This is a genomic window from Providencia sp. PROV129, assembly GCF_028482245.1.
In the GTDB taxonomy this organism is placed as follows: Bacteria; Pseudomonadota; Gammaproteobacteria; order Enterobacterales; family Enterobacteriaceae; genus Providencia; species Providencia vermicola.
The window spans coordinates 1-24106 of sequence record NZ_JAMPQD010000029.1 but is presented as its reverse complement, the minus strand read 5'-3'; the positions used below and the strand labels follow the sequence as shown (position 1 = coordinate 24106).

22 protein-coding genes are annotated in these 24106 nt (G+C 40.9%); 19 read left to right on the top strand and 3 right to left on the bottom strand.

Translation table 11 applies throughout. The features are described from left to right. Nucleotides 1-40 precede the first annotated feature (40 nt). Together cspE and PSF27_RS19040 are read right to left on the bottom strand one after the other, a co-directional pair. Nucleotides 41-250 carry a transcription antiterminator/RNA stability regulator CspE gene (gene cspE, locus PSF27_RS19045; RefSeq protein ID WP_206085253.1) on the bottom strand — a complete coding sequence of 70 codons (210 nt, stop codon included), beginning with the start codon at nt 248-250 and terminating at the stop codon, nt 41-43. Between the two features lie 217 nt (nt 251-467). Next, the gene (locus PSF27_RS19040; protein WP_206085252.1) at nt 468-926 is read right to left on the bottom strand and encodes a methylated-DNA--[protein]-cysteine S-methyltransferase; all 459 of its coding nucleotides are present in this window, start codon (nt 924-926) and stop codon (nt 468-470) included. Nucleotides 927-1208: 282 nt separating this feature from the next. Here PSF27_RS19040 and nrdH point away from each other — a divergent pair, with 282 nt between their 5' ends. The 12 genes from nrdH to PSF27_RS18980 all read left to right on the top strand — a co-directional run bounded on the left by nrdH (nt 1209) and on the right by PSF27_RS18980 (nt 15156). After that, entirely contained in the window at nt 1209-1436 is a 228-nt protein-coding gene (gene nrdH, locus PSF27_RS19035) for a glutaredoxin-like protein NrdH (protein ID WP_206085251.1), read from the top strand. An 8-nt stretch (nt 1437-1444) separates the two neighbouring features. Continuing rightward, nucleotides 1445-1870: a class Ib ribonucleoside-diphosphate reductase assembly flavoprotein NrdI gene (gene nrdI / locus PSF27_RS19030; protein ID WP_206085250.1), complete on the top strand. Its 426-nt coding sequence runs from the start codon at nt 1445-1447 to the stop codon at nt 1868-1870. Then, entirely contained in the window at nt 1870-4002 is a 2133-nt protein-coding gene (nrdE, locus tag PSF27_RS19025; RefSeq protein ID WP_206085249.1) for a class 1b ribonucleoside-diphosphate reductase subunit alpha, read from the top strand. Before nrdI ends, nrdE begins: the two co-directional genes overlap by 1 nt. A gap of 13 nt (nt 4003-4015) precedes the next feature. Then, entirely contained in the window at nt 4016-4987 is a 972-nt protein-coding gene (gene nrdF, locus PSF27_RS19020; protein WP_206085248.1) for a class 1b ribonucleoside-diphosphate reductase subunit beta, read from the top strand. 730 nt (nt 4988-5717) lie between these two features. Further along, the gene (gene proV / locus PSF27_RS19015; protein ID WP_272682075.1) at nt 5718-6917 is read left to right on the top strand and encodes a glycine betaine/L-proline ABC transporter ATP-binding protein ProV; all 1200 of its coding nucleotides are present in this window, start codon (nt 5718-5720) and stop codon (nt 6915-6917) included. Further along, on the top strand, nt 6910-8070 hold the full coding sequence (proW, locus tag PSF27_RS19010; protein WP_272682074.1) for a glycine betaine/L-proline ABC transporter permease ProW: 1161 nt from the start codon (nt 6910-6912) through the stop codon (nt 8068-8070). The genes proV and proW overlap by 8 nt, the downstream gene beginning before the upstream one ends. 104 nt (nt 8071-8174) lie before the next feature. Continuing rightward, nucleotides 8175-9170, top strand: a complete 996-nt coding sequence (gene proX / locus PSF27_RS19005; protein WP_206085245.1) for a glycine betaine/L-proline ABC transporter substrate-binding protein ProX — start codon at nt 8175-8177, stop codon at nt 9168-9170. A gap of 134 nt (nt 9171-9304) precedes the next feature. Beyond that, complete coding sequence (locus tag PSF27_RS19000) at nt 9305-10504, top strand: MFS transporter (protein WP_206085244.1); 1200 nt, start codon at nt 9305-9307, stop codon at nt 10502-10504. A 662-nt stretch (nt 10505-11166) separates the two neighbouring features. Beyond that, on the top strand, nt 11167-11682 hold the full coding sequence (gene mprA / locus PSF27_RS18995; RefSeq protein ID WP_206085243.1) for a transcriptional repressor MprA: 516 nt from the start codon (nt 11167-11169) through the stop codon (nt 11680-11682). A gap of 217 nt (nt 11683-11899) precedes the next feature. Continuing rightward, nucleotides 11900-13081: a multidrug efflux MFS transporter periplasmic adaptor subunit EmrA gene (gene emrA, locus PSF27_RS18990; protein WP_206085242.1), complete on the top strand. Its 1182-nt coding sequence runs from the start codon at nt 11900-11902 to the stop codon at nt 13079-13081. A 17-nt stretch (nt 13082-13098) separates the two neighbouring features. Next, on the top strand, nt 13099-14634 hold the full coding sequence (gene emrB / locus PSF27_RS18985) for a multidrug efflux MFS transporter permease subunit EmrB (RefSeq protein WP_206085241.1): 1536 nt from the start codon (nt 13099-13101) through the stop codon (nt 14632-14634). Nucleotides 14635-14733: 99 nt separating this feature from the next. Beyond that, nucleotides 14734-15156 (top strand): hypothetical protein, encoded by a 423-nt coding sequence (locus PSF27_RS18980; protein ID WP_206085240.1) that lies wholly within the window; start codon nt 14734-14736, stop codon nt 15154-15156. A gap of 68 nt (nt 15157-15224) precedes the next feature. Here PSF27_RS18980 and PSF27_RS18975 read toward each other — a convergent pair whose 3' ends face one another. Continuing rightward, entirely contained in the window at nt 15225-16328 is a 1104-nt protein-coding gene (locus PSF27_RS18975) for a tRNA/rRNA methyltransferase (protein ID WP_272682073.1), read from the bottom strand. A 170-nt stretch (nt 16329-16498) separates the two neighbouring features. On the opposite strand from PSF27_RS18975, the gene PSF27_RS18970 reads away from it, so the two are divergent. The 7 genes from PSF27_RS18970 to PSF27_RS18940 all read left to right on the top strand — a co-directional run bounded on the left by PSF27_RS18970 (nt 16499) and on the right by PSF27_RS18940 (nt 23507). Continuing rightward, entirely contained in the window at nt 16499-17200 is a 702-nt protein-coding gene (locus tag PSF27_RS18970) for a tRNA-uridine aminocarboxypropyltransferase (RefSeq protein WP_272682072.1), read from the top strand. A 235-nt stretch (nt 17201-17435) separates the two neighbouring features. Further along, on the top strand, nt 17436-20072 hold the full coding sequence (locus tag PSF27_RS18965; RefSeq protein WP_206085471.1) for a bifunctional acetate--CoA ligase family protein/GNAT family N-acetyltransferase: 2637 nt from the start codon (nt 17436-17438) through the stop codon (nt 20070-20072). Between the two features lie 159 nt (nt 20073-20231). Next, a complete protein-coding gene (pssA, locus tag PSF27_RS18960; RefSeq protein ID WP_272682080.1) occupies nt 20232-21587 on the top strand; it encodes a CDP-diacylglycerol--serine O-phosphatidyltransferase in 1356 nt (451 codons plus the stop codon). 54 nt (nt 21588-21641) lie between these two features. Beyond that, entirely contained in the window at nt 21642-21986 is a 345-nt protein-coding gene (locus tag PSF27_RS18955; protein ID WP_225819939.1) for a YfiM family lipoprotein, read from the top strand. A 109-nt stretch (nt 21987-22095) separates the two neighbouring features. Next, nucleotides 22096-22419 carry an antibiotic biosynthesis monooxygenase family protein gene (locus PSF27_RS18950; protein ID WP_206085236.1) on the top strand — a complete coding sequence of 108 codons (324 nt, stop codon included), beginning with the start codon at nt 22096-22098 and terminating at the stop codon, nt 22417-22419. After that, nucleotides 22412-22816, top strand: a complete 405-nt coding sequence (locus PSF27_RS18945; protein WP_272682071.1) for an amino acid-binding protein — start codon at nt 22412-22414, stop codon at nt 22814-22816. Before PSF27_RS18950 ends, PSF27_RS18945 begins: the two co-directional genes overlap by 8 nt. Next, a complete protein-coding gene (locus PSF27_RS18940) occupies nt 22797-23507 on the top strand; it encodes an ArsR/SmtB family transcription factor (RefSeq protein ID WP_272682070.1) in 711 nt (236 codons plus the stop codon). The genes PSF27_RS18945 and PSF27_RS18940 overlap by 20 nt, the downstream gene beginning before the upstream one ends. The last annotated feature ends 599 nt before the right edge of the window (nt 23508-24106 follow it).

The following is a 24106-nucleotide window of genomic DNA, read 5'->3' as shown; positions in this document are numbered from 1 at the left end:
GAGTTTATAGCTGTTCGTTTCTAATTGTTAATTATTAAAATTACAGAGAGACAACGTTTACAGCAGATGGGCCTTTAGCACCTTCAGTGATTTCAAATTCAACTTTCTGGCCTTCCGCTAGGGTTTTGAAACCATCGCTAGCAATCGCAGAAAAGTGAACAAAAACATCTTTGCTGCCATCTTCTGGAGTGATAAAACCAAAACCTTTAGATTCGTTGAACCACTTAACGTTACCTTTAACTTTAGACATCAAATTATTACCTTTAAAATAAAATAGACACACCATCTGTATCAAGCTCAGTACATCAGATCTCTGAGTTACTTGTCTACAACCTAGATCACGAAAACCAACTAAAATGATAAAAATATATTATTTATTGGTTATTTCCGCTCTGCTTTCGCCAATTATTCTTATCAATAGCAATTAATCCAACTAATAGTATCACCTATAGCGAATTATTTAGATTTTACTTCTCATGTAATAGCAGCCAATCTTTAATATCTAATCCCCCCGTGTATCCCACTAACTTACCATCATGGCCTAACACACGGTGACAGGGCACGATTAATGAAATGGGATTACGTGAATTTGCCATTCCCACCGCACGGCAATAATTGGCAGAGCCTAACTTCAACGCTAAATCCTTATAACTCCAACGCTCCCCATAAGGGATCCCACATAGATGCTTCCATACTTTCTTTTGGAACTCTGTGCCATGGGGGTTTAACGCCACCGTAAACGTTTTTCTTTTGTGGTTAAAATATTCTTTTAATTCTTTAGCACACAGTTTGGAGTGCTCGTTTTTACTCTCTTTTTCTGTTTTTTCATCAACAAAATAGAGGCTCGTGATCCCTTCGTCATCCGCCGTAATATGGACCCACGGCTTAGGAAATTTATCTGGTGTCGCTAAATATTGATGGTACATAGTATCTCCTTAAAAGGATTCATTTACCTGATTGTATATACAGTTATAGAGTAAATTATTTCTACATTGCAATGCTATTTTTTCTTAGTGTGGCAAACGGAATCATCAAATACCCCATTTTTTTATTTTCAATATAAATAACAACCTAGCAGATAATTAGAATAATTATCATTCAACATTCACTATTCACTATATATTGTGTGGTTGATAAATTTTCAATCTATATATAGTCTTTGGGTATCACATGCCAAGATGCTCTTAGAAATTTAAAAGGTGAATATGATGAATAAGATTACCATTTATAGTAAGCCCAACTGCGTTCAATGTAATGCCACCTATCAAGCCTTAGACCGCAAGCAAATCGCTTATCAGATAATTGACTTAACAAAAGATACCCAAGCGCTTGAATTAGTTAGAAAGTTAGGTTACCAACAGGTACCAGTTGTTGTTGCGGGTGACAAACATTGGGCTGGTTTTCGTCCCGATATGATAAGCCTTCTTGCCGCATAGGAAATCCCATGAAAACGGAATCACTCATCTATTTTTCAAGCCGCTCAGGCAATTGCCATCGATTTGTTGAAAAATTGGGCTTGCCTGCAACGCGCCTCCCAATCGGGCCACAAGAAATGAGCCCTATTGCCACAAAACCTTATGTTCTACTGCTTCCAACCTACGGTGGCGGTGGCACAAAAGGCGCGGTGCCAAAAGAAGTGATTCAGTTTTTAAATATCGAGGAAAACCGTTTATTCCTTCGTGGTGTGATTGCTGCGGGGAATACTAACTTTGGCGATGCTTACGCAATTGCGGGGGATATCGTCGCACAAAAATGCCGTGTGCCTTACCTCTATCGCTTTGAACTCTTAGGTACTGCAAAAGATGTTCAGTCGGTTAAAGATGGCCTACAAACGTTCTGGCAACATGCCCACAACGAGAGCTTTTCATAATGGATACAATACAAAATAATACTGAAGTTGATTACCATGCCCTGAATGCCATGCTGAATTTATATAACAGCGAAGGTCATATTCAGTTTGATAAAGATAAAGAAGCTGCACACCATTATTTCCGCCAGCATGTTAATCAAAACACTGTATTTTTCCATGATTTAAAAGAAAAACTAGATTTTCTTGTTCAAGAAAATTACTACGAAAACGATATATTGCAGCAATACCGTTTTGACTTTATTAAGTCACTGTTTCAGCAAGCCTATGCGCATAAATTTCGTTTCCAAACCTTTCTTGGCGCATTCAAATACTACACCAGCTATACGCTGAAAACTTTTGATGGAAAGCGCTATTTAGAACGCTATGAAGACCGTGTTTGCATGGTGGCATTAACTTTAGCACAAGGCTCAGAATCACTCGCTAAATTGTATGTCGATGAAATTATTACGGGCCGTTTCCAACCCGCTACGCCAACATTTCTCAATTGCGGGAAAAAGCAGCGAGGCGAATTAATATCCTGTTTTCTATTGCGTATAGAAGACAATATGGAGTCTATCGGGCGTTCTGTCAATTCCGCACTCCAACTATCCAAACGGGGTGGCGGAGTTGCCTTTATGATGACCAACTTACGCGAACAAGGCGCCCCAATAAAATTGATTGAAAACCAATCTTCTGGTGTGGTTCCTGTGATGAAAATGTTGGAAGACGCCTTTTCCTACGCGAATCAATTGGGCGCTCGTCAAGGTGCAGGAGCCGTGTATTTACATGCGCATCACCCTGACATTATGCGTTTTCTCGACACAAAACGGGAAAATGCAGATGAAAAAATACGCATAAAAACCTTATCCCTTGGCGTGGTGATCCCAGACATTACTTTTCAGTTAGCCAAAAATAACGAAGATATGTACTTATTCTCACCTTACGATGTACAACGTGTTTATGGCGTTCCCATGTCTGAAATCAGCGTCTCTGAAAAATACGCTGAAATGGTGGATAACAAAGCTATAAAAAAATACAAAATTAATGCCCGGGAATTTTTCCAAACGTTAGCTGAAATTCAATTTGAATCGGGCTACCCGTATATTTTATTTGAAGATACCGCCAATAGAGCCAATCCTATTGCAGGGCGAATTAATATGAGCAACTTGTGCTCAGAAATTCTGCAAGTTAATCGCCCTAGCCTGTATGAAGAGGATTTAAGTTACCAAGAAATTGGTAAAGATATCAGCTGCAATTTAGGGTCTATGAATATTGCCAAAACCATGGATTCACCGAACTTTGCACGATCCATCGAAGCTGCTGTCAGAGCACTTAGTGCCGTGTCCGATATGAGCGATATTCGTTCTGTACCGTCTATTGCACAAGGAAACCGTCAATCCCACGCTATTGGCCTTGGGCAAATGAACTTACATGGCTATTTAGCCCGTGAACATATTCATTATGGTAGTGAAGAAGCACTTGATTTTACCAATATCTATTTTTATACAGTGACTTATTACGCCCTAAAAACATCAAACCAATTAGCGATTGAGCGCAAAACCGCCTTTGTTGGCTTTGAGCACTCCACTTATGGCTCAGGTGACTATTTTGATAAATATATCAACGATATTTGGTTACCAAAGACACAAACCGTGCAGGAATTATTCCGACGTTCGGGTATCGAAATTCCCACACGAGAAGACTGGCAAGCCTTAAGACAATCAGTGATCACCTATGGTATTTACAACCAAAACTTGCAAGCCATCCCCCCCACAGGGTCTATTTCCTATATCAATAATTCCACATCTAGCATTCATCCAATTGTTTCTCGTATAGAGATCCGTAAGGAAGGGAAGATTGGTCGAGTCTATTATCCGGCCCCATTTATGGATAACGAGAATCTTGAGTATTACCAAGATGCCTATCAAATCGGCCCTGAAAAAATTATTGATACCTATGCGATGGCCACCCAACACGTTGACCAGGGCTTATCGTTAACGCTCTTTTTCAAAGATGATGCCACAACGCGAGATATTAACCGAGCACAAATCTACGCATGGAAAAAAGGTATAAAAACTTTGTATTACATACGATTACGTCAAACCGCTTTGGAAGGTACTGAAGTTGACGGCTGCGTATCTTGCACTCTGTAATAGGAATCAGAATATGACCACCAATACATCCGCAGCCCCTGTGAAGGCAATCAACTGGAACCGCATTCAAGATGATAAAGACCTTGAGGTTTGGAACCGCCTCACCTCTAACTTCTGGTTACCCGAAAAAGTCCCGCTATCCAACGATATCCCATCGTGGAATACCCTCACTGAAGCAGAAAAAAAGCTGACTATACGTGTCTTTACCGGTCTAACACTGCTTGACACCATTCAAAATACGGTTGGTGCGCCTTGTTTGATGCCTGACTCACAAACGCCCCACGAAGAAGCCGTTTTATCCAATATTAGCTTTATGGAAGCGGTACATGCGCGCTCTTACAGTTCTATTTTCTCCACCTTATGTTCCACCAGCGATGTCGATGAAGCTTTTCGTTGGAGTGAGGAGAATAATGCATTACAGAATAAAGCTAAAATCATTCTTTCTTATTATTGTGATTCACATCCATTAAAGAAAAAAGTGGCGAGTGTCTTTTTGGAATCTTTCTTATTCTATTCTGGGTTTTATTTACCTATGTATTGGTCAAGCCGTGGCAAACTCACAAATACTGCTGACTTAATTCGATTAATCATTCGAGATGAGGCGATTCATGGTTATTATATTGGCTATAAATTCCAAAAATCATTATTGAATTATGATGAAAAAACACAATCAGAAATAAAGAATTTTACTTTCTCATTATTATTCGATTTATATGAAAATGAAGTAAAATATACCCAAGAGCTATATGACCCCGTAGGCTGGACAGAAGATGTTAAAAAGTTCTTACACTATAATGCCAACAAGGCTTTAATGAATTTAGGTTATGAAGCCTTATTCCCTGATACAGTCACCGATGTGAGTGCGGCAATATTATCTGCATTATCCCCTGACGCGAATGAAAATCATGATTTCTTCTCAGGTTCAGGTTCTTCTTATATTATTGGCAAAGCTGTCAGCACAGAGGATGATGACTGGAACTTTTAATCAATTGATTGATTAATTTATTTTACATTTAACTTAAAGCATCAATACCAAACATACCCTGATGAATAATAATAACTTTATTTTTTAGGGTATTTTTTAGACTAAAAAACACTCAAATCAGTTCGTTTTTTATAGGGATATCTGTTTGATTACTCATTTTTAATGAATTAATCAGGCATTTTTTTCATTTCTCTATTTTGAAACCTGAAAATAAGTTAATAAAATTAATGATTATGGTATTTTATCTTATTTATTTTCATTCGCTAATTATTACATTATTGTTGTCTAAAAATTATCATCATTAATTCACTAAATCTCATTTGATTATTTTTAATTCTGTCAAAATAAATACAGTCTCACCAGCAAGTTAACTATCTCTATTAATTTTCATATTATTGCTCATACTCGCTACTTTCTTTTGATTATTTGAATGATATTCAGCATTTTTGACATTCATTTTTTTGATTAATTCTGCTTAACCAAGGGTTGTCAGGAGTTTTTATTATGCTAGGGTTTATTGCTTGCAATTTTTACTAATAATCTAATCAGGAGCATTTGAATTTAAACCATAATGAATAAACCCATTAAATTAAAATAGGAATTTCTGCCCTAATAATTTTCAAGCGATAGCCTACGTTTAGGTCTCAATAGGCTCGACTATCATCATTGAATCAACATTATTCATTTGGGCTCCAACTCTTTTGTTGATTGAAAATTGGGTAAATAATATATGGCAATAAAATTAGAAGTTAAAAATTTATATAAAATATTTGGGGAAAATCCTGACTCCGCATTTAAGCTTTTAGAATCAGGAATGGACAAAGATGCTATCTTTGAAAAAACGGGCCTCACGGTCGGTGTTCAAGATGTGAATCTGGCGATTGAAGAAGGCGAAATCTTCGTAGTCATGGGGCTTTCGGGTTCAGGGAAGTCCACTTTGGTGCGCCTCCTCAATCGCCTGATTGAACCTACCAGCGGCCAGGTGCTGATTGATGGGCAAGATATCTCTAATATTTCCGACAAAGCGCTGCGTGAAGTACGTCGAACTAAAATCAGTATGGTATTCCAATCCTTTGCGTTAATGCCACACATGAATGTGATTGATAATACAGCTTTTGGCATGGAACTTTCTGGCATTTCAAAAGAAGAACGCTATAAAAAAGCAATGGATGCACTGAATCAAGTTAACCTCGATAAATGGGCTAACTCATTCCCTGATGAGCTTTCTGGCGGAATGCGCCAACGCATTGGCTTAGCGCGAGCACTCGCTAATGACCCTGATATTCTTTTAATGGATGAAGCCTTTTCTGCTCTTGACCCACTCATTCGAACAGAAATGCAAGATGAATTGCTTTCTTTACAAGGTGATAAACAACGCACTATCGTTTTTATCTCCCATGACCTCGATGAAGCTATGCGAATTGGTGACCGCATTGCCATTATGCAAGGTGGCGTGGTCGTTCAAGTCGGAACACCCGATGAAATACTGAATAACCCTGCCAATGACTACGTCAGAACTTTCTTCCGTGGAGTTGATATTAGCCAAGTATTCAGTGCCAAAGATATAGCGCGAAGACGCCCTAATGCATTGTTGCATATCGCGCCTGGCTTTGGGCCTCGTTCAGCCTTAAAAGTGCTTAATGATGAAGACCGCTACCATGGCTATTTGCTCTCACGCGGCCATACTTTTGCTGGTGTTGTATCCATTGAATCCTTAGAAAAAGCGCTGCATGACAAAGCCGGAATTGAAGCTGCCATTTTGCCAGATATCGAGCCGATTCAAGGTAATACCTCCTTAAATGAAGTCATCTCGACGATTGCACAAGCACCTTGTGCGGTCCCTGTCGTCAACGAAAAAAATCGTTATTTAGGGGTGATTTCGAAAGGCATGCTACTACAAGCACTGGATAAGGAGACGCCAAATGAGTAAGCAAAATCAAGAAAATACCATCGACCAACAGGATCCATGGGCCGATACTCAAGTTGAGCAAACGCCAGAACAAACGCCTGAAACAACCTCATCAGACGATCCATGGGCAACAAGCTCCACGCCAGACCAAAGTGCTTCAGATGATCCATGGGGTGGCTCACCCACAACAGATTCAGGATCCAGTGATTGGCTTGATGCAGCTCCAACAGATAGCATCGTACCCGATCAGTTTAATATTATGGATCCTTTCCAGCATACGCTTATCCCCCTTGATTCATGGGTTGCCCATGCCATCGATTGGGTTGTTCTCAACTTCCGTCCTGTATTTCAAGGAATACGAGCGCCCATCGATTTTATTCTCAGTGGGTTTGAACAATTTCTCACCTCGCTACCGTCTCCCGTAGCCATTATCATTTTTGCATTACTTGCTTGGCAATTTGCAGGACGAGCAATGGGAGTTGCCACCTTTGTTTCGATGATAGCCATTGGAGCAATTGGTGCATGGTCGGAAGCGATGGTGACGTTATCGCTGGTACTCACCTCATTGATGTTTTGTATTGTGATAGGGCTACCGTTGGGGATTTGGCTAGCGCGCAGTGATAGAGCCTCCAGAATCATTCGCCCATTACTTGATGCAATGCAAACCACCCCTGCATTCGTCTATTTAGTGCCGATCGTCATGTTATTTGGTATCGGTAATGTGCCAGGCGTCGTCGTCACCATTATATTTGCATTACCGCCGATCATTCGTTTGACCATTTTAGGGATCAAGCAAGTCCCTGCCGATTTAATTGAAGCCGCGGAATCATTCGGAGCAAGCCCTCGCCAAATGTTGTTTAAAGTGCAATTACCACTCGCTATGCCAACCATTATGGCTGGGGTTAACCAAACCTTAATGTTAGCGCTGTCAATGGTGGTTATCGCATCAATGATTGCAGTCGGGGGCTTAGGCCAAATGGTCTTAAGGGGGATAGGTCGCCTTGATATGGGCCTCGCATCCGTCGGGGGTGTCGGTATTGTGATCCTCGCCATCATTTTAGACCGCCTTACCCAATCTTTAGGGCAAGATACTCGTGGTAAAACACCGACTCGTTGGTATCAGAAAGGCCCTATAGGACTGGTCGTACGCCCATTTTGCAAAAAAAACAATTAATTAAAACATCCTCCATTCACCTGAGTGCCATTCACTTGGCACTTAACTTGGCTCTTCCCATTACAGCCAAGCTCGCTGCGAAATAAAACAGAGGGAACAATATAATGAAACATAAAATCATTCTTGCATCTGCACTGACAGCCATATTTACCGTTCCATTGGCAACCGCTAACGACCTACCTGGTAAAGGAATAAAAATTAATCCTGTACAAAGTACAATCAGTGAAGAAACATTCCAAACACTGATCGTTGCAAAAGCCCTTGAGGAACTGGGCTATGATGTTCAGCCTATCAAAGAGGTCGACTATAACGTAGCTTATGCATCCATTGCGAATGGTGATGCAACTTACTTAGCCACCAGCTGGGTTCCTTTGCATAATGCCCAGTATGATGCTGCTGGCGGTGATAACGTGTTCTATCGTCAAGGGAATTATGTCGTCAATGCGGCTCAAGGCTACCTCATCGACAAAAAAACGGCTGAAAAATACAATATTACCAATGTGGAACAACTCAAAGATCCTAAAATTGCCAAACTCTTTGATTCAAATGGCAATGGTAAAGCCGATTTAACAGGCTGTAACCCAGGCTGGGGTTGTGAAGCCGCCATTAATAATCATTTAAAAGCCTATGATCTCGAAAAAACAGTTGATCACAACCAAGGTAACTATGCGGCAATGATGGCAGATACCATTACCCGATATAAAGAAGGTAAGCCTATTTTATACTATACATGGACACCTTACTGGATCAGTGATGTGCTCAAGCCTGGTCGTGATGTGGTCTGGCTAGAAGTGCCTTTCTCTTCAATGCCAAACGGTGAAAAAACAGACACGACGTTACCTAATGGAAAAAACTATGGTTTCCCACCGAATACCATGCATATCGTGGCTAACAAAAAATGGGCTGCGGATAACCCTTCAGCAGCAAAATTATTTGAAGTGATGAAGCTGCCTATTGCGGATATCAATGCGCAGAATTTAAGAATGCATAACGGGGAAGCCTCACAAGCGGATATTCAACGTCACACAAATGCTTGGATAAAAGCTCACCAATCGACATTTGATGGCTGGGTGAAAACAGCGAAGGAAGCCGCTAAGTAAGCATAAATCACATAATAAAATGCCTAAAGCCACCCGCTAATCTGGGTGGTTTTTTGTATCAATGGCAAAAAGAAATAAACCAAGGTAATAAATTTTGTTTATAGTAGTCGCCTAGCTAATATTAGGTAACCCACATGAAACAGACCCAAACTGCTGAGCTAACAACGGGCCTCACAATTTTGATGGCCATTGCGACAGGCCTTGTCGTTGCCAGCAACTATTATGCCCAACCACTGTTAGATACCATTGCTGCTCAATTTAACCTGACAACTAATATGGCAGGGTTTATTGTCACAGCCGCACAGCTTGGCTACGCAGTCGGTTTACTGTTTTTAGTTCCTCTAGGGGACTTATTTGAACGAAAACGTCTAATATTATTTATGACGTTTCTTTCCGCTTCAGGCTTACTCATTACTGCTCTTTCAACCAATATTTGGCAAATCCTATTAGGAACGGCACTCACAGGACTATTTTCTGTTGTTGCTCAAGTACTTATTCCAATGGCAGCCTCCATTGCACACCCCAATAAACGGGGGAAAGCCGTTGGGATTATTATGAGTGGCTTACTGCTGGGGATTTTACTGGCGAGAACGGTATCTGGCGCAGTGGCAATGGTCGGAGGCTGGCGAGCGATTTATTGGGTCGCATTTGTTTTATTAATTATCTTATTAATTGTATTAGCGATTAAATTACCTCGCTATCATCAAAAAGCCAATCTTAACTACTTTCAATTACTTTGCTCTATTGGTCGCTTATTTTTTAGTACACCTGTTTTAGCTGTCCGAGCCTCACTGGGTGCACTTTCTTTTGCCAATTTTGGTTTACTGTGGACAGCAATGGCATTTTTATTAGCGAGCCCCCCATTTAACTACTCTGAAGGAACTATCGGTTTGTTTGGCCTTGTTGGTGCAGCGGGCGCATTGATGGCATCTCAAGCAGGGCACCTTGTGGATAAAGGTAAAGGCAAGATAATCACCACAATTGGACTCGTTTTATTACTGCTCTCCTGGTTACCCATTGGCTTAGCAAAACACTCCTTGATCGCCTTTATTATTGGCATTTTAGTTCTTGACCTTGCCGTTCAAGCTGTCCACGTTACTAGCCAAAGCACCTTATATCGAATTATGCCTGAAGCGCGTAACCGCCTCACTGCAGGGTATATGACCAGTTATTTTATTGGTGGCGCACTCGGCTCGTTATTATCAGGTTATGCCTATGAGCGCGCAGGCTGGGAAGGAGTCGCAATTGCAGGCGTTAGTTTAACGGCCTTAAGCTTAATTATTTGGGTCATTGGTATCCGATTTGATCCAACTATCGCTGCTTCAGATGAATAATGCGTTTTCCTTTTCTGCGGCTGTTAACATTTTGTTTTAAATGTTATCAGCCGCACGTTAATACTTAAAAATACATAATATATTCAGAGTGGAATCATCACTTTTCTTACTCATATTTATGCATAATCAATAAATTACCATCAATAATTCAAGATAATAGTTATATGTTGTTATTATTACCATGGCGAAAGTTAACAAATGACACTGTTAAACAAATACTATAGCTCTTCAGTAAGGTATAATTATTGTTAATTCAATAAGTAATTACTGGTAATAATAATTATACAAAATTAAAAAATAAGTACTTACACTTAGATGATCGCAATATCTATCTAACTTGTAATTATTGGGTAATAAAAAAAATGGTATTGAGTTAATACGATGTGATTATATATTGTTTTATATGGTTTTGTTTGACGTATAAATTGCATTTATTTTGGTTAAATTATAGCCAAATAAACTTAAATAGGCTAGAAATGCACTTTGCGCTATACTGAAACCCATAAATTACATTCATAATATTTATGAATCATGTATCATTATCAAAATAAAATCATCGATGTTAATTAAGTATAATTGCTAATTCTATCTTTTAATATACCATTTAGATGGTTGATGACAGTTGTAATCTTACCAACTGAAACTAATAAGGTATCCAAATAATGGAAAGTTCATTTACACCGACAGAAGAGCTTTTAAATGCTCGTGTCGCGCAACAAGATACACACGAAAAACCGATCCCGTATCAAGAGATACTCTTAACACGCTTATGTATGCATGTTCATGGAAAATTACTTGAATCTCGTAATAATATGCTACGAGCTCAAGGAATTAATGAAACACTTTTCATGGCCTTAATGATCTTAGATACAAAAGATTCACGCAGTATCCAACCTTCTGAGCTCAGTGCAGCGCTTGGTTCATCTCGCACCAATGCGACACGCATCGCTGATGAACTCGAAAAGAATGGTTGGATTGAACGTAAAGAAAGTCACAATGATAGACGTTGTCTACATTTGCACCTCACCGAAAAAGGCTCAGAGTTTTTAAGTGGTTTGTTACCGCCACAACATCGAGCGTTAATCGATATCTGGTCAGTTTTAGAAGCTGATGAAAAACAACAGCTTGATAAACTAATGCGTAAATTACTGACAAAACTGGATACTATAAAAGATTAACCATTATTTTTGTAAGGTTAATGTATTTGAGGCATTCGAAGGCTTAAAAGCAAAAAAAAACTTTTCAGCCTACAATATTTCATTATCCTTTCAACCTTGTGCTTTACGATATTCCCATCAAGCAACAAAATCATTTGTAGTCTCAGTTTCCAGTGGTTATTACTAGCTACTGGAAACAACCGTGATCCTTATCCATCAAAAATGGAGTAATACCAGTATGAGTTCCCCTGAGGAAATGCAACAAACGCAAGCTCCCCAACGAAATAAAAAAAGACAGCGCAAAAATGCCTTAATGTTTTTAACGTTTATTTTTATCGCTATTGGCGTGGGTTGGGGCGTTTACTGGTATTTAGTCCTTCGCCATTATGAGTCAACGGATAACGCTTACGTTGCTGGTAACCAAGTGCAAATTCAATCCCAAGTATCAGGGAGCGTCATGACCGTTAACGTTGATAATACTGACTTCGTACAAAGCGGTACTGTGCTAGTTGAACTTGACCCTCGAGATGCTGAACTTGCACTGGATAAAGCCAAAACCGAACTGGCAAATAGTGTACGCCAAACCCGCCAGCACATTATTAATAGCCGCCAGCTGCAAGCTAATATTGATGTTAAACGTTCTGAATTAGGGCGTTTACAAAACGACCTAAAACGCCGTGAAGTGCTAGGTAGTAGTAATTTAATTGGTAAAGAAGAGCTACAACACGCCCGTGAATCAGTCGTCAGCGCAAAAGCCGCATTGGACATGGCAGTTGAACAATATAATGCTAACCAAGCGATCGTGCTTAACTCGCCCATTGAAAAACAACCCGCAGTAGAACAGGCTGCGACTCAAGTTCGTAATGCATGGCTAGCCTTACAACGCACCAAAATTGTTAGTCCAGTAGACGGTTATGTCTCTCGCCGTAGTGTGCAAATTGGCTCACAAATCACCCCATCAACACCATTAATGGCTATCGTTCCATCGAGTGGCATGTGGATTGATGCAAACTTTAAAGAAACGCAACTTGCAGATATGCGTATCGGCCAACCAGCGAAAGTAACAGCCGACTTCTACGGCAAGGACGTGGTCTTTAACGGTACCGTGGTCGGTTTAGACATGGGAACGGGAAGTGCATTTTCATTATTACCTGCACAAAACGCCAGTGGAAACTGGATAAAAGTAGTACAGCGCCTGCCCGTGCGTATCGCGTTAGACCCTGCGCAACTTGAAGAACGCCCATTGCGTATCGGTTTATCCACTGAAGTGACGATTGATACTCTCAATAAAGATGGCAAAGTACTGTCAAAAGGCATGCGCGATGCGCCAGCATACCATACATCTGCATTAGCGGTGGATATGTCTCCTGCGGACAAAATAGTTACTGAGATAATTAATAATAACGCTGGGAACAAATAATTGGGGGCGCAACTGACATGACAGCACCGCTCACTGGTTCAAAACTGGCTTGGATGACTATCGCCCTTTCCTTGGCGACCTTTATGCAAGTACTTGACTCAACCATTGCTAACGTTGCTATCCCAACGATTGCGGGTAATTTAGGAGCATCTAACTCCCAAGGAACGTGGGTGATTACCTCGTTTGGTGTAGCAAATGCAATCTCTATTCCCGTTACTGGCTGGCTAGCACGGCGTATTGGTGAAGTTCGACTATTTCTATGGTCAACGGGTCTCTTTGCCTTAACATCTTGGTTATGCGGCATTTCTGGCAGCTTAGAAATGCTAATTTTATTCCGTGTACTTCAAGGTTTAGTCGCAGGGCCACTGATCCCTCTATCCCAAAGCCTACTTCTGAACAACTACCCCCCTGCCAAGCGCAGCATGGCACTGGCACTTTGGTCAATGACCATTGTTGTGGCTCCAATTTGCGGGCCCATTCTTGGGGGCTATATTAGTGACAACTACCATTGGGGATGGATATTCTTTATCAACGTCCCATTCAGTGTGGCGATTATCTTTGCCATCATGCGCACTTTAAAAGGCCGTGAAACAAAAGTTTCCATCCAACGCATTGATACTATTGGTTTAGTCTTACTGGTTGTCGGGATTGGTGCACTGCAAATCATGCTCGACCAAGGGAAAGAGCTGGATTGGTTTAACTCAACCGAAATCATTGTCTTGACGGTGATCGCCGTTGTGGCGATAGCCTTCTTAATTGTCTGGGAGTTAACTGACGACCACCCTGTCATTGACCTCTCTCTATTTAAGGAACGTAATTTTACCATTGGCTGCTTATCACTCAGCCTCGCCTATATGCTGTACTTTGGTACCATCGTCTTGCTCCCGCAGTTGTTGCAAGAGGTCTATGGTTATACTGCAACATGGGCGGGCTTAGCCTCTGCACCCGTTGGGTTATTGCCGCTACTGATCACGCCAATTATCGGTAAATTTGGTAACCGCATTGATATGCGTTATTTAGTGACATTCAGCTTTATTATCTATGCTGTCTGTTACTACTGGCGTGCTTATACCTTTGAACCAGGTATGGGCTTTGCAGCAGCTGCCTGGCCGCAATTTGTTCAAGGCCTCGCGATTGCCTGCTTCTTTATGCCATTAACCACCATTACCTTATCGGGGTTACCCCCTGAAAAAATGGCATCGGCATCTAGCTTATCTAACTTTACCCGAACGCTAGCGGGGGCAATTGGTACCTCGATTACCACGACAATGTGGACACAAAGAGAATCCATGCACCATGAAAATCTTGCAGAATTTGTCAATCCATACAATCCAAATGCACAGCATATGTACAGTGAATTGGCTCAGATTGGCATGAATGAGCAGCAAAGTGCAGCTTACTTAGCCAAAACCATTACAGATCAAGGCTTAATCTTATCAGCTAATGAAATTTTCTGGTTATCCGCAGGGATCTTTATTTTGCTGATGGTGATCGTCTGGTTCGCTAAACCACCATTTGGCGCTGGGTCGAAAGACGGTGGTGGCGCTCACTAACTTCAAATTAACCCTACATTTCCGTGTAGGGTTAATTTTGCTTCATTTTTTCCCATCAAATACACTAGTTCAACCATTAATCTGCTTAGGTAAACGCTCATGAAATCATGGATTGAAAACAGTCAGGTATTAGCATTGATTAATACAATAAGTGATATTCAGGCGGAGCAATTCCGCAGAAAACTTATTTGCTATGTCAACCAATACCAAGAGGTTTATCCATTCGATATTTTGGACGATGTTCAAGCCTATATGCAGTTAAAGTTAGAGGCTGATGACTTGAATTTTAATACAGTCCCCGATGAAATTAAGCAGGCTCTTACAGAAGGTTATTACGAATACTGCATCAGTTTAAACGAAATATCTGCGGCATATATGATAGTAACTAAATCCACACCATTAACGCGTTTAGATCTCATTCAGTTCACTAATCACTTATTAGAAGCTTATTCATGTAATTATCCAGAAAATGAATTTCTCGTGCCGAAACTTGCTGAGTTTGCAGATTTATTTACTCACTAACCAAATAGTAGATAGAAAAAAGCCATACGTGAAAACGTATGGCCTTAGGAATCATATCGATAAGACAATTATTTAACTTGGTTTTGCTGCCACCATTGTGCCAACATCACCCCTGTAGCAACAGAGACATTCAGGCTTTCAACTTTGCCCGTTCCGCCGATAAACAGGCTCATATCCCCTTGATCCCACGTACTATCGCTCAAACCATCACTTTCTTGGCCTAAAACAAGCACCATTTTGGCTGGCAATTTTGCTTTTGCTAAATCTTGGCTGCCTTTATGGCTTGACGTGGTCACGATGGTGTAACCCGCTTTGCGGAATTTCTCTAATGTGGACGTTAGACCGTCAGCATCAATAGCTTTAATGTGCTCAGCACCACCCTCTGCGGTACGAATTGCCGCACCAGATTCCAACATGCCCGCATCTTGTAAAATCACACCTTGCACACCAAAGTGGGCGCAACTACGCATGATCCCGCCTAAATTATGTGGGTTACCAACATCTTCCAGCGCTAATACACAATCTTTTTCTGCGGCTTGTGCTAAATATGCATCTGCGCTCATGCCGCCTCGTTTTTTGATAATAAAGCACACGCCGCCATGGTGTTCTGTTCCAGAGGCTTTCGATAACTCTTCATCATCAACAACATGGTAAGCTTTACGGTTTGCTGCCATCCATTTCAGGGCATCACGAAAACGTGGGGTGACAGATTGCAAGAACCATGCGCGAACAATGGCATCTGGTCGATTTTTAAACATCGCTTGGCACGCATTTTCGCCGTAAATTCGGGTCTCTTCTTGGCGTTGCTTGCGCAGTTGCTCAGGGTCGATTTGGCTTTTGCCAACAATCCCACCATGGTCATTTTCAAATTCTTCGCTATCTGGTTTAGAAACAGTGCGCCACGGAGAACGCTCACGCGGTGTACTCTCGCGGTTATCTGAACGGCGTTCTTGGCGGCCACCTTCAGGGCGATTTGAACGCCCCCCTCTTTCTTGACGGCCACCACCACGTCGATCACCACCGCGTTTATCGCTACCACCACGTCTATCATCGCGACCACCGTCACGACCGCCACGGCGTTTATCGTTACCTTTGTTGTCCTGCTCTTCGCTGCGGACATACATCACTTTTACTTTGCCGTTTTTACCACTAAAATCATTCGAGTCGTTCATCACTATCCCCTACTAAGCTATGGCGCGAAGATTACATGATGTTGCAAGGCTACGCTACCGATTCGCGCTATTATCTCACCGAAAAGTTATTGAATATACCTCTATCGCATAGAAATCGTTTTGCGTACAATATGCGGCTTATTTTATGGCCTGTAAAACAGTAATCGAACATGACACCTAATGCCGTTTATCACCTCCGCCAGCAACGCCTCGCCTTATCGACAAAACCTTTTAAAGCAAGGGGCTGTCGCGTAAAACGCTGCCAATATTGCTTGCTACCCATTCCGCAATGCCTGTGTCAAAAAACGGCGTCCGCTCAAGCGAAAAGCCAATTTTGCTTAATCATGTTTGATGGTGAAGTATTTAAACCTAGCAACACGGGAAAACTGATCGCGGATGTTCTGCCTGACACCCTTGCTTTTCAGTGGTCAAGAACAGCTCCAGATGCACTACTTTTAGCAGCCTTACAGGATGATACCCGCCAGCCTTACCTCATATTCCCTGAAAGCTATGCACAAGAAAACCGTGTTGTCGTGAATAAACCGAACATCTCTGATAAGCCAGCTTTATTTATTCTATTAGATGGAACCTGGCCTGAAGCGCGCAAAATGTTCCGCAAGAGCCCGTACCTCAATAACATTCCAATGCTATCCATCAATACAAAAGCTCGGACAGACTACCTGCTACGCACACCATCCCGTGAAGAACAGCATTGCACCGCAGAAGTTGCCGCAACCATATTAGAGCTTGCTGGTGATATCCAAGCCTCACAGCAGTTATTTAGTCATTTTAGCCTGTTTCGTCAAAAATACCTTGAAGGGAAACCCCATCACCCTGTGGCACAAATGGTGTTAAACGCAGCGGTTCCCTAACTATTTTTAGGGACTGTTTTCACGATTTTTTTCGTAAGCAGTTCCAAGAAATAGCAACTTTCGGATAAACGTCATCATAAAACGTGAAGGTGCTTGTATAAATTAATTAAATTCACCAGATAAACTAGCGCAATATAAAAGATAGGGCATAGTATTCATAAGTATTACTCAGCCTCTTTTTATCTCTTGAACGATTATACCGTTCACCAAGCGAAGGGTTATCTTTATGGGTTTAGTGAGTCAGTTAGAATCTTTATTCAGGCCAAAATCAATTGTGGTCATTGGCGCCTCTGAAAACCCGAGCCGTGCAGGTTCGGTGATGATGAAAAACCTTCTCACCAGCGGCTTTAAAGGCCCGATTCTCCCAGTTAATCCAAATCGTAGCTCCGTCTTGGGGGTACTGGCCTATCCCTCTATTGACAAGCTTCCACTCAAACCTGACCTTGCGGTAATTTGTACACACCATTCGAGAAATATTACTTGTTTACAGCAACTTGGTGAAGCTGGCTGCAAAGTTGTCATTATCTTATCATCCCCTTCCATTCAATTTAATGAATTAAAAAAGGTGGCTCAGCAATACCAAATTCGGCTTTTAGGCCCTAATAGCTTAGGCTTTTTAGCGCCATGGCAAGGTTTAAATGCCAGTTTTTCTCCTATTCCAATACTCAAAGGCAAACTAGCTTTTATTTCCCAATCTGCGGCAGTTTCTAATACTGTGCTTGATTGGGCAAGGCATCGTGATATCGGTTTTTCCTATTTTATCGCTCTGGGTGATAGTATCGATATTGATATTGATGACTTACTGGATTACTTAGCCCGCGATAGCAAAACCAGTGCAATTTTGCTTTACCTTGAAAACATCAGTGATGCACGACGCTTTTTATCGTCATCACGCAGTGCATCACGTAACAAGCCTATTCTCGTCATAAAAAGTGGTCGAACACGCAAAGCCCAAGAGCTTTTAGGGGAAAAACCCAGCTTGGATGCCGCCTATGATGCCGCTATCCAACGCGCGGGGCTATTACGGGTGCAAGATACCCATGAAATGTTTTCTGCAGTTGAAACACTAAGCTATATGACCCCACTACGGGGTGAACGTTTATCAATCATGAGCAATGGTGCCGCGCCTGCAGCCATGGCACTGGATGAACTTTTACAGCGTAATGGTAAGCTGGCCAAACTCAGTATTGAAACCGAAAATGAACTCAGTGCCCTACTTCCACTTGACCTCTCTACACAAAATCCGATTGACTTGGGTGATGATTCCACAGTAGATCGCTACATTAACGTATTAAACAAAATGCTCGATAGCCATGATCATGATGCTCTTTTATTGATCCATACCCCCAGCGCGATCACTGAAAGCAAGTCCATGGCAGAAAAAATCATTAAAACCATCAAGCAGCATCCTCGAGGAAAATGGCTGACGATATTAACCAATTGGTGTGGTGAATATTCATCCCAAGAATCCCGGCGTTTGTTTAGTGAAGCAGGGATCCCAACTTACCGCACTCCTGAAGGTGCCATAACTGCTTACATGCATATGGTGGAATACCGACGCAACCAAAAACAATTAAAAGAAACACCAGCACTGCCTGTGGGCATCACTGCCAATACACAGCAAGCGCATGAATATATTCAACAAGCATTAAAAAATAACAACTTACATTTAGATACGCATGAAGTTCAACCTATTTTAAAAGCTTATGGGCTACATAGCTTACCCACTTGGATTGCCCACTCAAGTGATGAAGCGATTGAAATTGCTGAGAAAATTGGTTACCCCGTTGCTTTAAAACTGCGTTCTCCCGATATTGTGCATAAATCAGAAGTTCAAGGTGTTATGCTATATCTGAGAAACTCGAAAGAGGTTGAAGATGCCGCAAAAGCGATTATTGAACGTGTCTCCACCAATTTTCCAAACGCTCGCATCGAAGGTTTATTAGTACAAAGCATGGCAAACCGTGCTGGCGCCCAAGAATTACGTATTGCTGTAGAATTAGACCCCGTATTTGGGCCATTGATAATGCTAGGCGAAGGGGGAATTGAGTGGCAACAAGAAAGCCAAGCTGCTGTCGCTTTACCCCCACTAAATATGGCACTCGCGCGTTATCTTGTTATTAACGCAATCAAAGGTTATAAAATTAAATCGCGCAGTGCATTAGAACCGTTAAATATCCCAGGGCTCTCAAGCTTATTAGTCAGAGTCTCAAATTTAATCATCGATTGCCCTAATATTACACGTTTAGACATTCACCCATTACTCGCCTCTGGCGATGAATTTACCCTGCTGGATGTCTCCATGACACTCAGCCCAAGTGATAGCGCAACAACCTCTAGGCTTGCTATTCGCCCTTACCCAAGTGAATTAGAAGAAACCATTCATTTAAAAGATGATTTAAGCTGCTTATTACGCCCAATACTTCCCGAAGATGAACCACTATTGAAGTCTTTTATCGAGCAGGTCACAAAAGAAGATCTCTATTATCGGTATTTTAGTGAAATCAGCGAGTTTACCCATGACGATCTCGCCAATATGACCCAAATAGACTACGACCGTGAAATGGCCTTTGTCGCAGTAAAAAGCCAAAGTTCCACCCCTGAAATTATTGGTGTTGTTCGTGCAATGGCAGATCCTGATAATCAAGAGGCTGAATTCGCAGTATTAGTACGCTCCGATATGAAAGGGCAAACACTGGGCTATCAGTTGATGCAAAAACTGCTTAACTATACCCGCGGTCATGGCATCAAAAAATTAACCGCAATCACCATGCCTGAGAATCGTAATATGATCAGCTTGGCCAAAAAATTGGGGTTTGAGGTTGAAGTACTATTTGAAGATGGTGTTGTAAACCTCACTCTTCATCTTTAACAACGCAGGGATGTGTCGCATAACCTGTATGGAAATTAAACAGATATGCAATTTATTCTAAATGGTTTGACTAAATATGCTATCATCCCTAGATCATTCGCTTAAAAATGTGCGCAAAGCGATTTGCTATTGGACTAATAAGAGAAAATTCACACTGTGATGTTGTCAAAATTAAAACAAGCAAAGCATCAACAATATTTGGTAAGTTTACCTAAACTCTCTCAAGATGTTGATGATGTCAAAACGCTATATAAGACAGAAGATTTTCGTGATGAACTGCTTAAACAAATTTCTCTCGCTGAAAATACTATCTACATTACGGCTTTGTATTTAGAGAAAGATGACGCAGGTAAAGACATTCTTCATGCGCTGTATGCGGCAAAACAAGCTAATACATCATTAGATATCAAGATTCTCGTCGATTGGCATCGGGCTCAACGAGGGCGCATTGGTGCAACCGCAAATTCCACCAATGCAGATTGGTATTTCGATGTCTCACAACATTATCCAAATGTCGACATTCCTATCTATGGTATTCCAGTCAATACTCGGGAAGCTTTAGGTGTCTTACATCTAAAAGGCTTTCTTTTTGATGATACCCTATTGTATAGCGGAGCAAGTATCAATGATGTGTATTTACAACGACATGAAAAATATCGTTATGACCGATATCACCTTATTAAAAACAGTCAGCTAACCGCATCAATGCGAAAATTTATTGATGACTCTTTATTACCCGCTGATGCCATTCATCGTCTAAATACAGAAACGCGCCCTAAAACCGCTGAATTTAAGCACCTAATAAAACAATTCCGCTTAGGGCTGCGCGGGTCTTCTTACCAATTTGTCGGTAATGCATCAAATGATGAATTATCCGTAACACCTTTTGTTGGCTTAGGTAAGAAAAACGATCTCAACCGAGTGATCACCCACCTAATGGGCTCAACCAGCGATAAGCTAACTATTTGTACGCCGTATTTTAACCTTCCTGCTGTATTAGTACGGATCATCAGCCGATTACTACGTGATGGTAAACATGTAGAAATTATTATTGGCGATAAAACGGCTAACGATTTCTATATTCCACCTGAAGAGCCTTTTAAAATTATTGGGGCACTTCCTTATCTATATGAAATCAACTTACGCCGCTTTGTTAGTCGCTTACAGCGCTTTATTGATAGCAAACAGCTGACAGTAAGGCTTTGGAAAGACGGTGACAATACTTATCATTTAAAAGGTATGTGGGTCGATAATCAATGGCAATTTATTACGGGTAATAACTTAAATCCGCGAGCATGGGGCTTAGATCTGGAAAATGCAGTCTTAATTCACGATCCTAAGCAACAACTTCAAGATCAACGCCATCATGAATTAGAATGTATCCGCACTCATACAAAAGTCGTTAATCACTACAGGGAATTAGATAGCATTCAAACCTACCCTGTTAAAGTGAAGAAGCTAATTCGTAGGCTACGACGCATACGTGTAGATCGGCTCATCAGTCGTATTTTATAAATTTTCAACAAAGCGTCACTTTAAAGTGGCGCTTTTCAATTTAGGTGACTGGTAATGATCCCTAATATCATAAGAACATTAATCATTTGCTCGCTAATGTTATCAACAACAGCATGCAGTGGTTTCCATTGGTCTAATGATAACTGGAAAGGTAAAGACAAAGCGCAGCATTTTGCATTCTCCGCGGCGATGGCTGCGGCAGGTAATGCTTATGCAGACAGACAAAATATGTCACATCGTCATGCCGCTCAATTTGGTCTGTTATTTTCTATTTCACTTGGTGCTGCGAAAGAACTCTATGATAGCCGCCCCGAAGGAACGGGTTGGAGCTGGCACGACTTTGCCTATGATGTAGCAGGATCCGTCGCTGGTTATACTTTATACCAATCTCTTAAGTAATCCTTATTCTCAATATCATCCCCTCTATTGCTATTAATACTTCGTCCATCATCGAAGTATTAATTAATGAAAAGTTTATATTTACGCTTTCTACATTAAGGAGAATTCTATGATTGCGGTGATCTTTGAAGCTATTCCAATCCCTGAGCAAAAAACGCGTTATTTTGAACTTGCTGCTGAATTAAAATCTGAACTAGTAAACATTGAAGGTTTTATTTCGGTTGAGCGTTTTCAAAGTATCACTACTGAAGGAAAAATTTTATCGCTGTCTTGGTGGGAAAATGAAGCAGCTGTGATGGAATGGAAACGTCATTTTATGCACCAAAGTGCGCAAAATGAAGGGAAAAAATCCGTTTTTTCTCATTATCGCATTCGAGTTTCACAGACCATAAGGGATTATTCCTTCGATAAAGAGGATAACTACAATGTATGATATTCATGTCATTATTGAAAACCAAGTGGGTACATTAGCATTACTCGCGACAACTTTAGGCCAACATGGTGTTGGTTTAGAAGGTGGCGGGGTATTTTCTGTCGAAGGAAAAAGCCATGCGCATTTTTTAATCACACAGCCTGAAGAAGCTAAAAAGGCACTAACTAAAGCTGGCATACAAGTAGAAAGCATTTCACAGCCTGTAATTCGTAAGCTAAAGCAAGAACGGCCAGGGGAGCTTGGTGACATAGCACAGTGCCTAGCAAACCACCAAATTAATATCCTAATTCAATATAGTGATCATCATAACAGGCTAATACTCATAACTGACAACAATGAATTAGCCTCAGAAGTAACTAAAAAATGGGATATCCCTAATGATAAAAAACAAAATTAACCAACCCATTGATGAAAATGAGCATTTAGAAAAATCCATTTCAAAAGTTGCCTCCGCTATTGCTGACCCGTCAAGGGTCAGCATTCTCTGCGCTTTAATGGATGGTAGAGCTTGGACAGCGACAGAGTTAAGCGCTGCAGCAAACATTGCACCTTCAACAACCAGTGCTCACCTAACGAAACTTTTGAATAACCACTTAATTAGTTGTTTGTCTCAAGGCAGACACCGTTATTACCGGCTTGCAGGATCGGACATTGCTGAATTGCTGGAAATATTAATGGGGGTTTCGATGAAGCTAGAATATCAGGCTCCAATCTCGACCCCTATTCATTTAAGAAAAGCGCGTACTTGCTATGACCACTTAGCGGGGGAAATAGCAGTTCAGATTTATGATTTTATGGATAAAAATGGCTGGTTTACATCTAAAGAAAATAAATTATCAATGATTGGTATTGAGCAATTTCACAACCTCAATATCAATATTCCAATGCACACTAAACGCAAAATGGCGTGTGCTTGCCTAGATTGGAGTGAAAGACGTATGCACTTAGGTGGAAGCGCAGGTGCTGCATTATTACACGCTTTTGAGCAAAACGAATGGGTAGTAAAAACAGCAGGCTACCGTGAGGTTACGTTTACGACAAGTGGAAAAAAAGCCCTAAAACGTATTTTTGGCATTGATATCGTATAAACTTCATCACTAGAGACGTATATAACTTTTACGTTTCGCTATATTGTTCTAATACACCAAGTGGTGAGTGATTATTCGTAGTCTTATGCGATGTGGGTATACTTCCATAATTTTATGCGTTGCTCACTACTTTACTTTGTACTCCTCAACTGTATTCATTTAAATGATAAACTTAACAAATGGTATTCAGTAAGCCGTTCCCACTGTCATCCAAAAAAATAAAGTCCCAAGCTGCTACTCGCGTATTTTATATCTGAAATTATACTCACTGAATTAATAGCTTAGTTATAACACCTTGTCCTCTGGTGTCATCCCACTGTTTCCATAACGATGTGAGTTGTTACTCACTACTTTATACCTTGTCGTTACATGATAACTGCGGCGGTCTAGAAAGATCGGTATAAATCGCTAACATAATTAAATGCACGAACTATTTTCACTACTTTAAATTAATAGCGAATATTTTTATGACCAGTTTATTTAATCGTGAAACAGTTCGATAAAGATTATGGAATTACTAATATAAAGCTATTTAAGATAGGATTTTTTAAATAAACATATAAAACAAAAACCCCGTGATTTTCATCACGGGGTTTCGA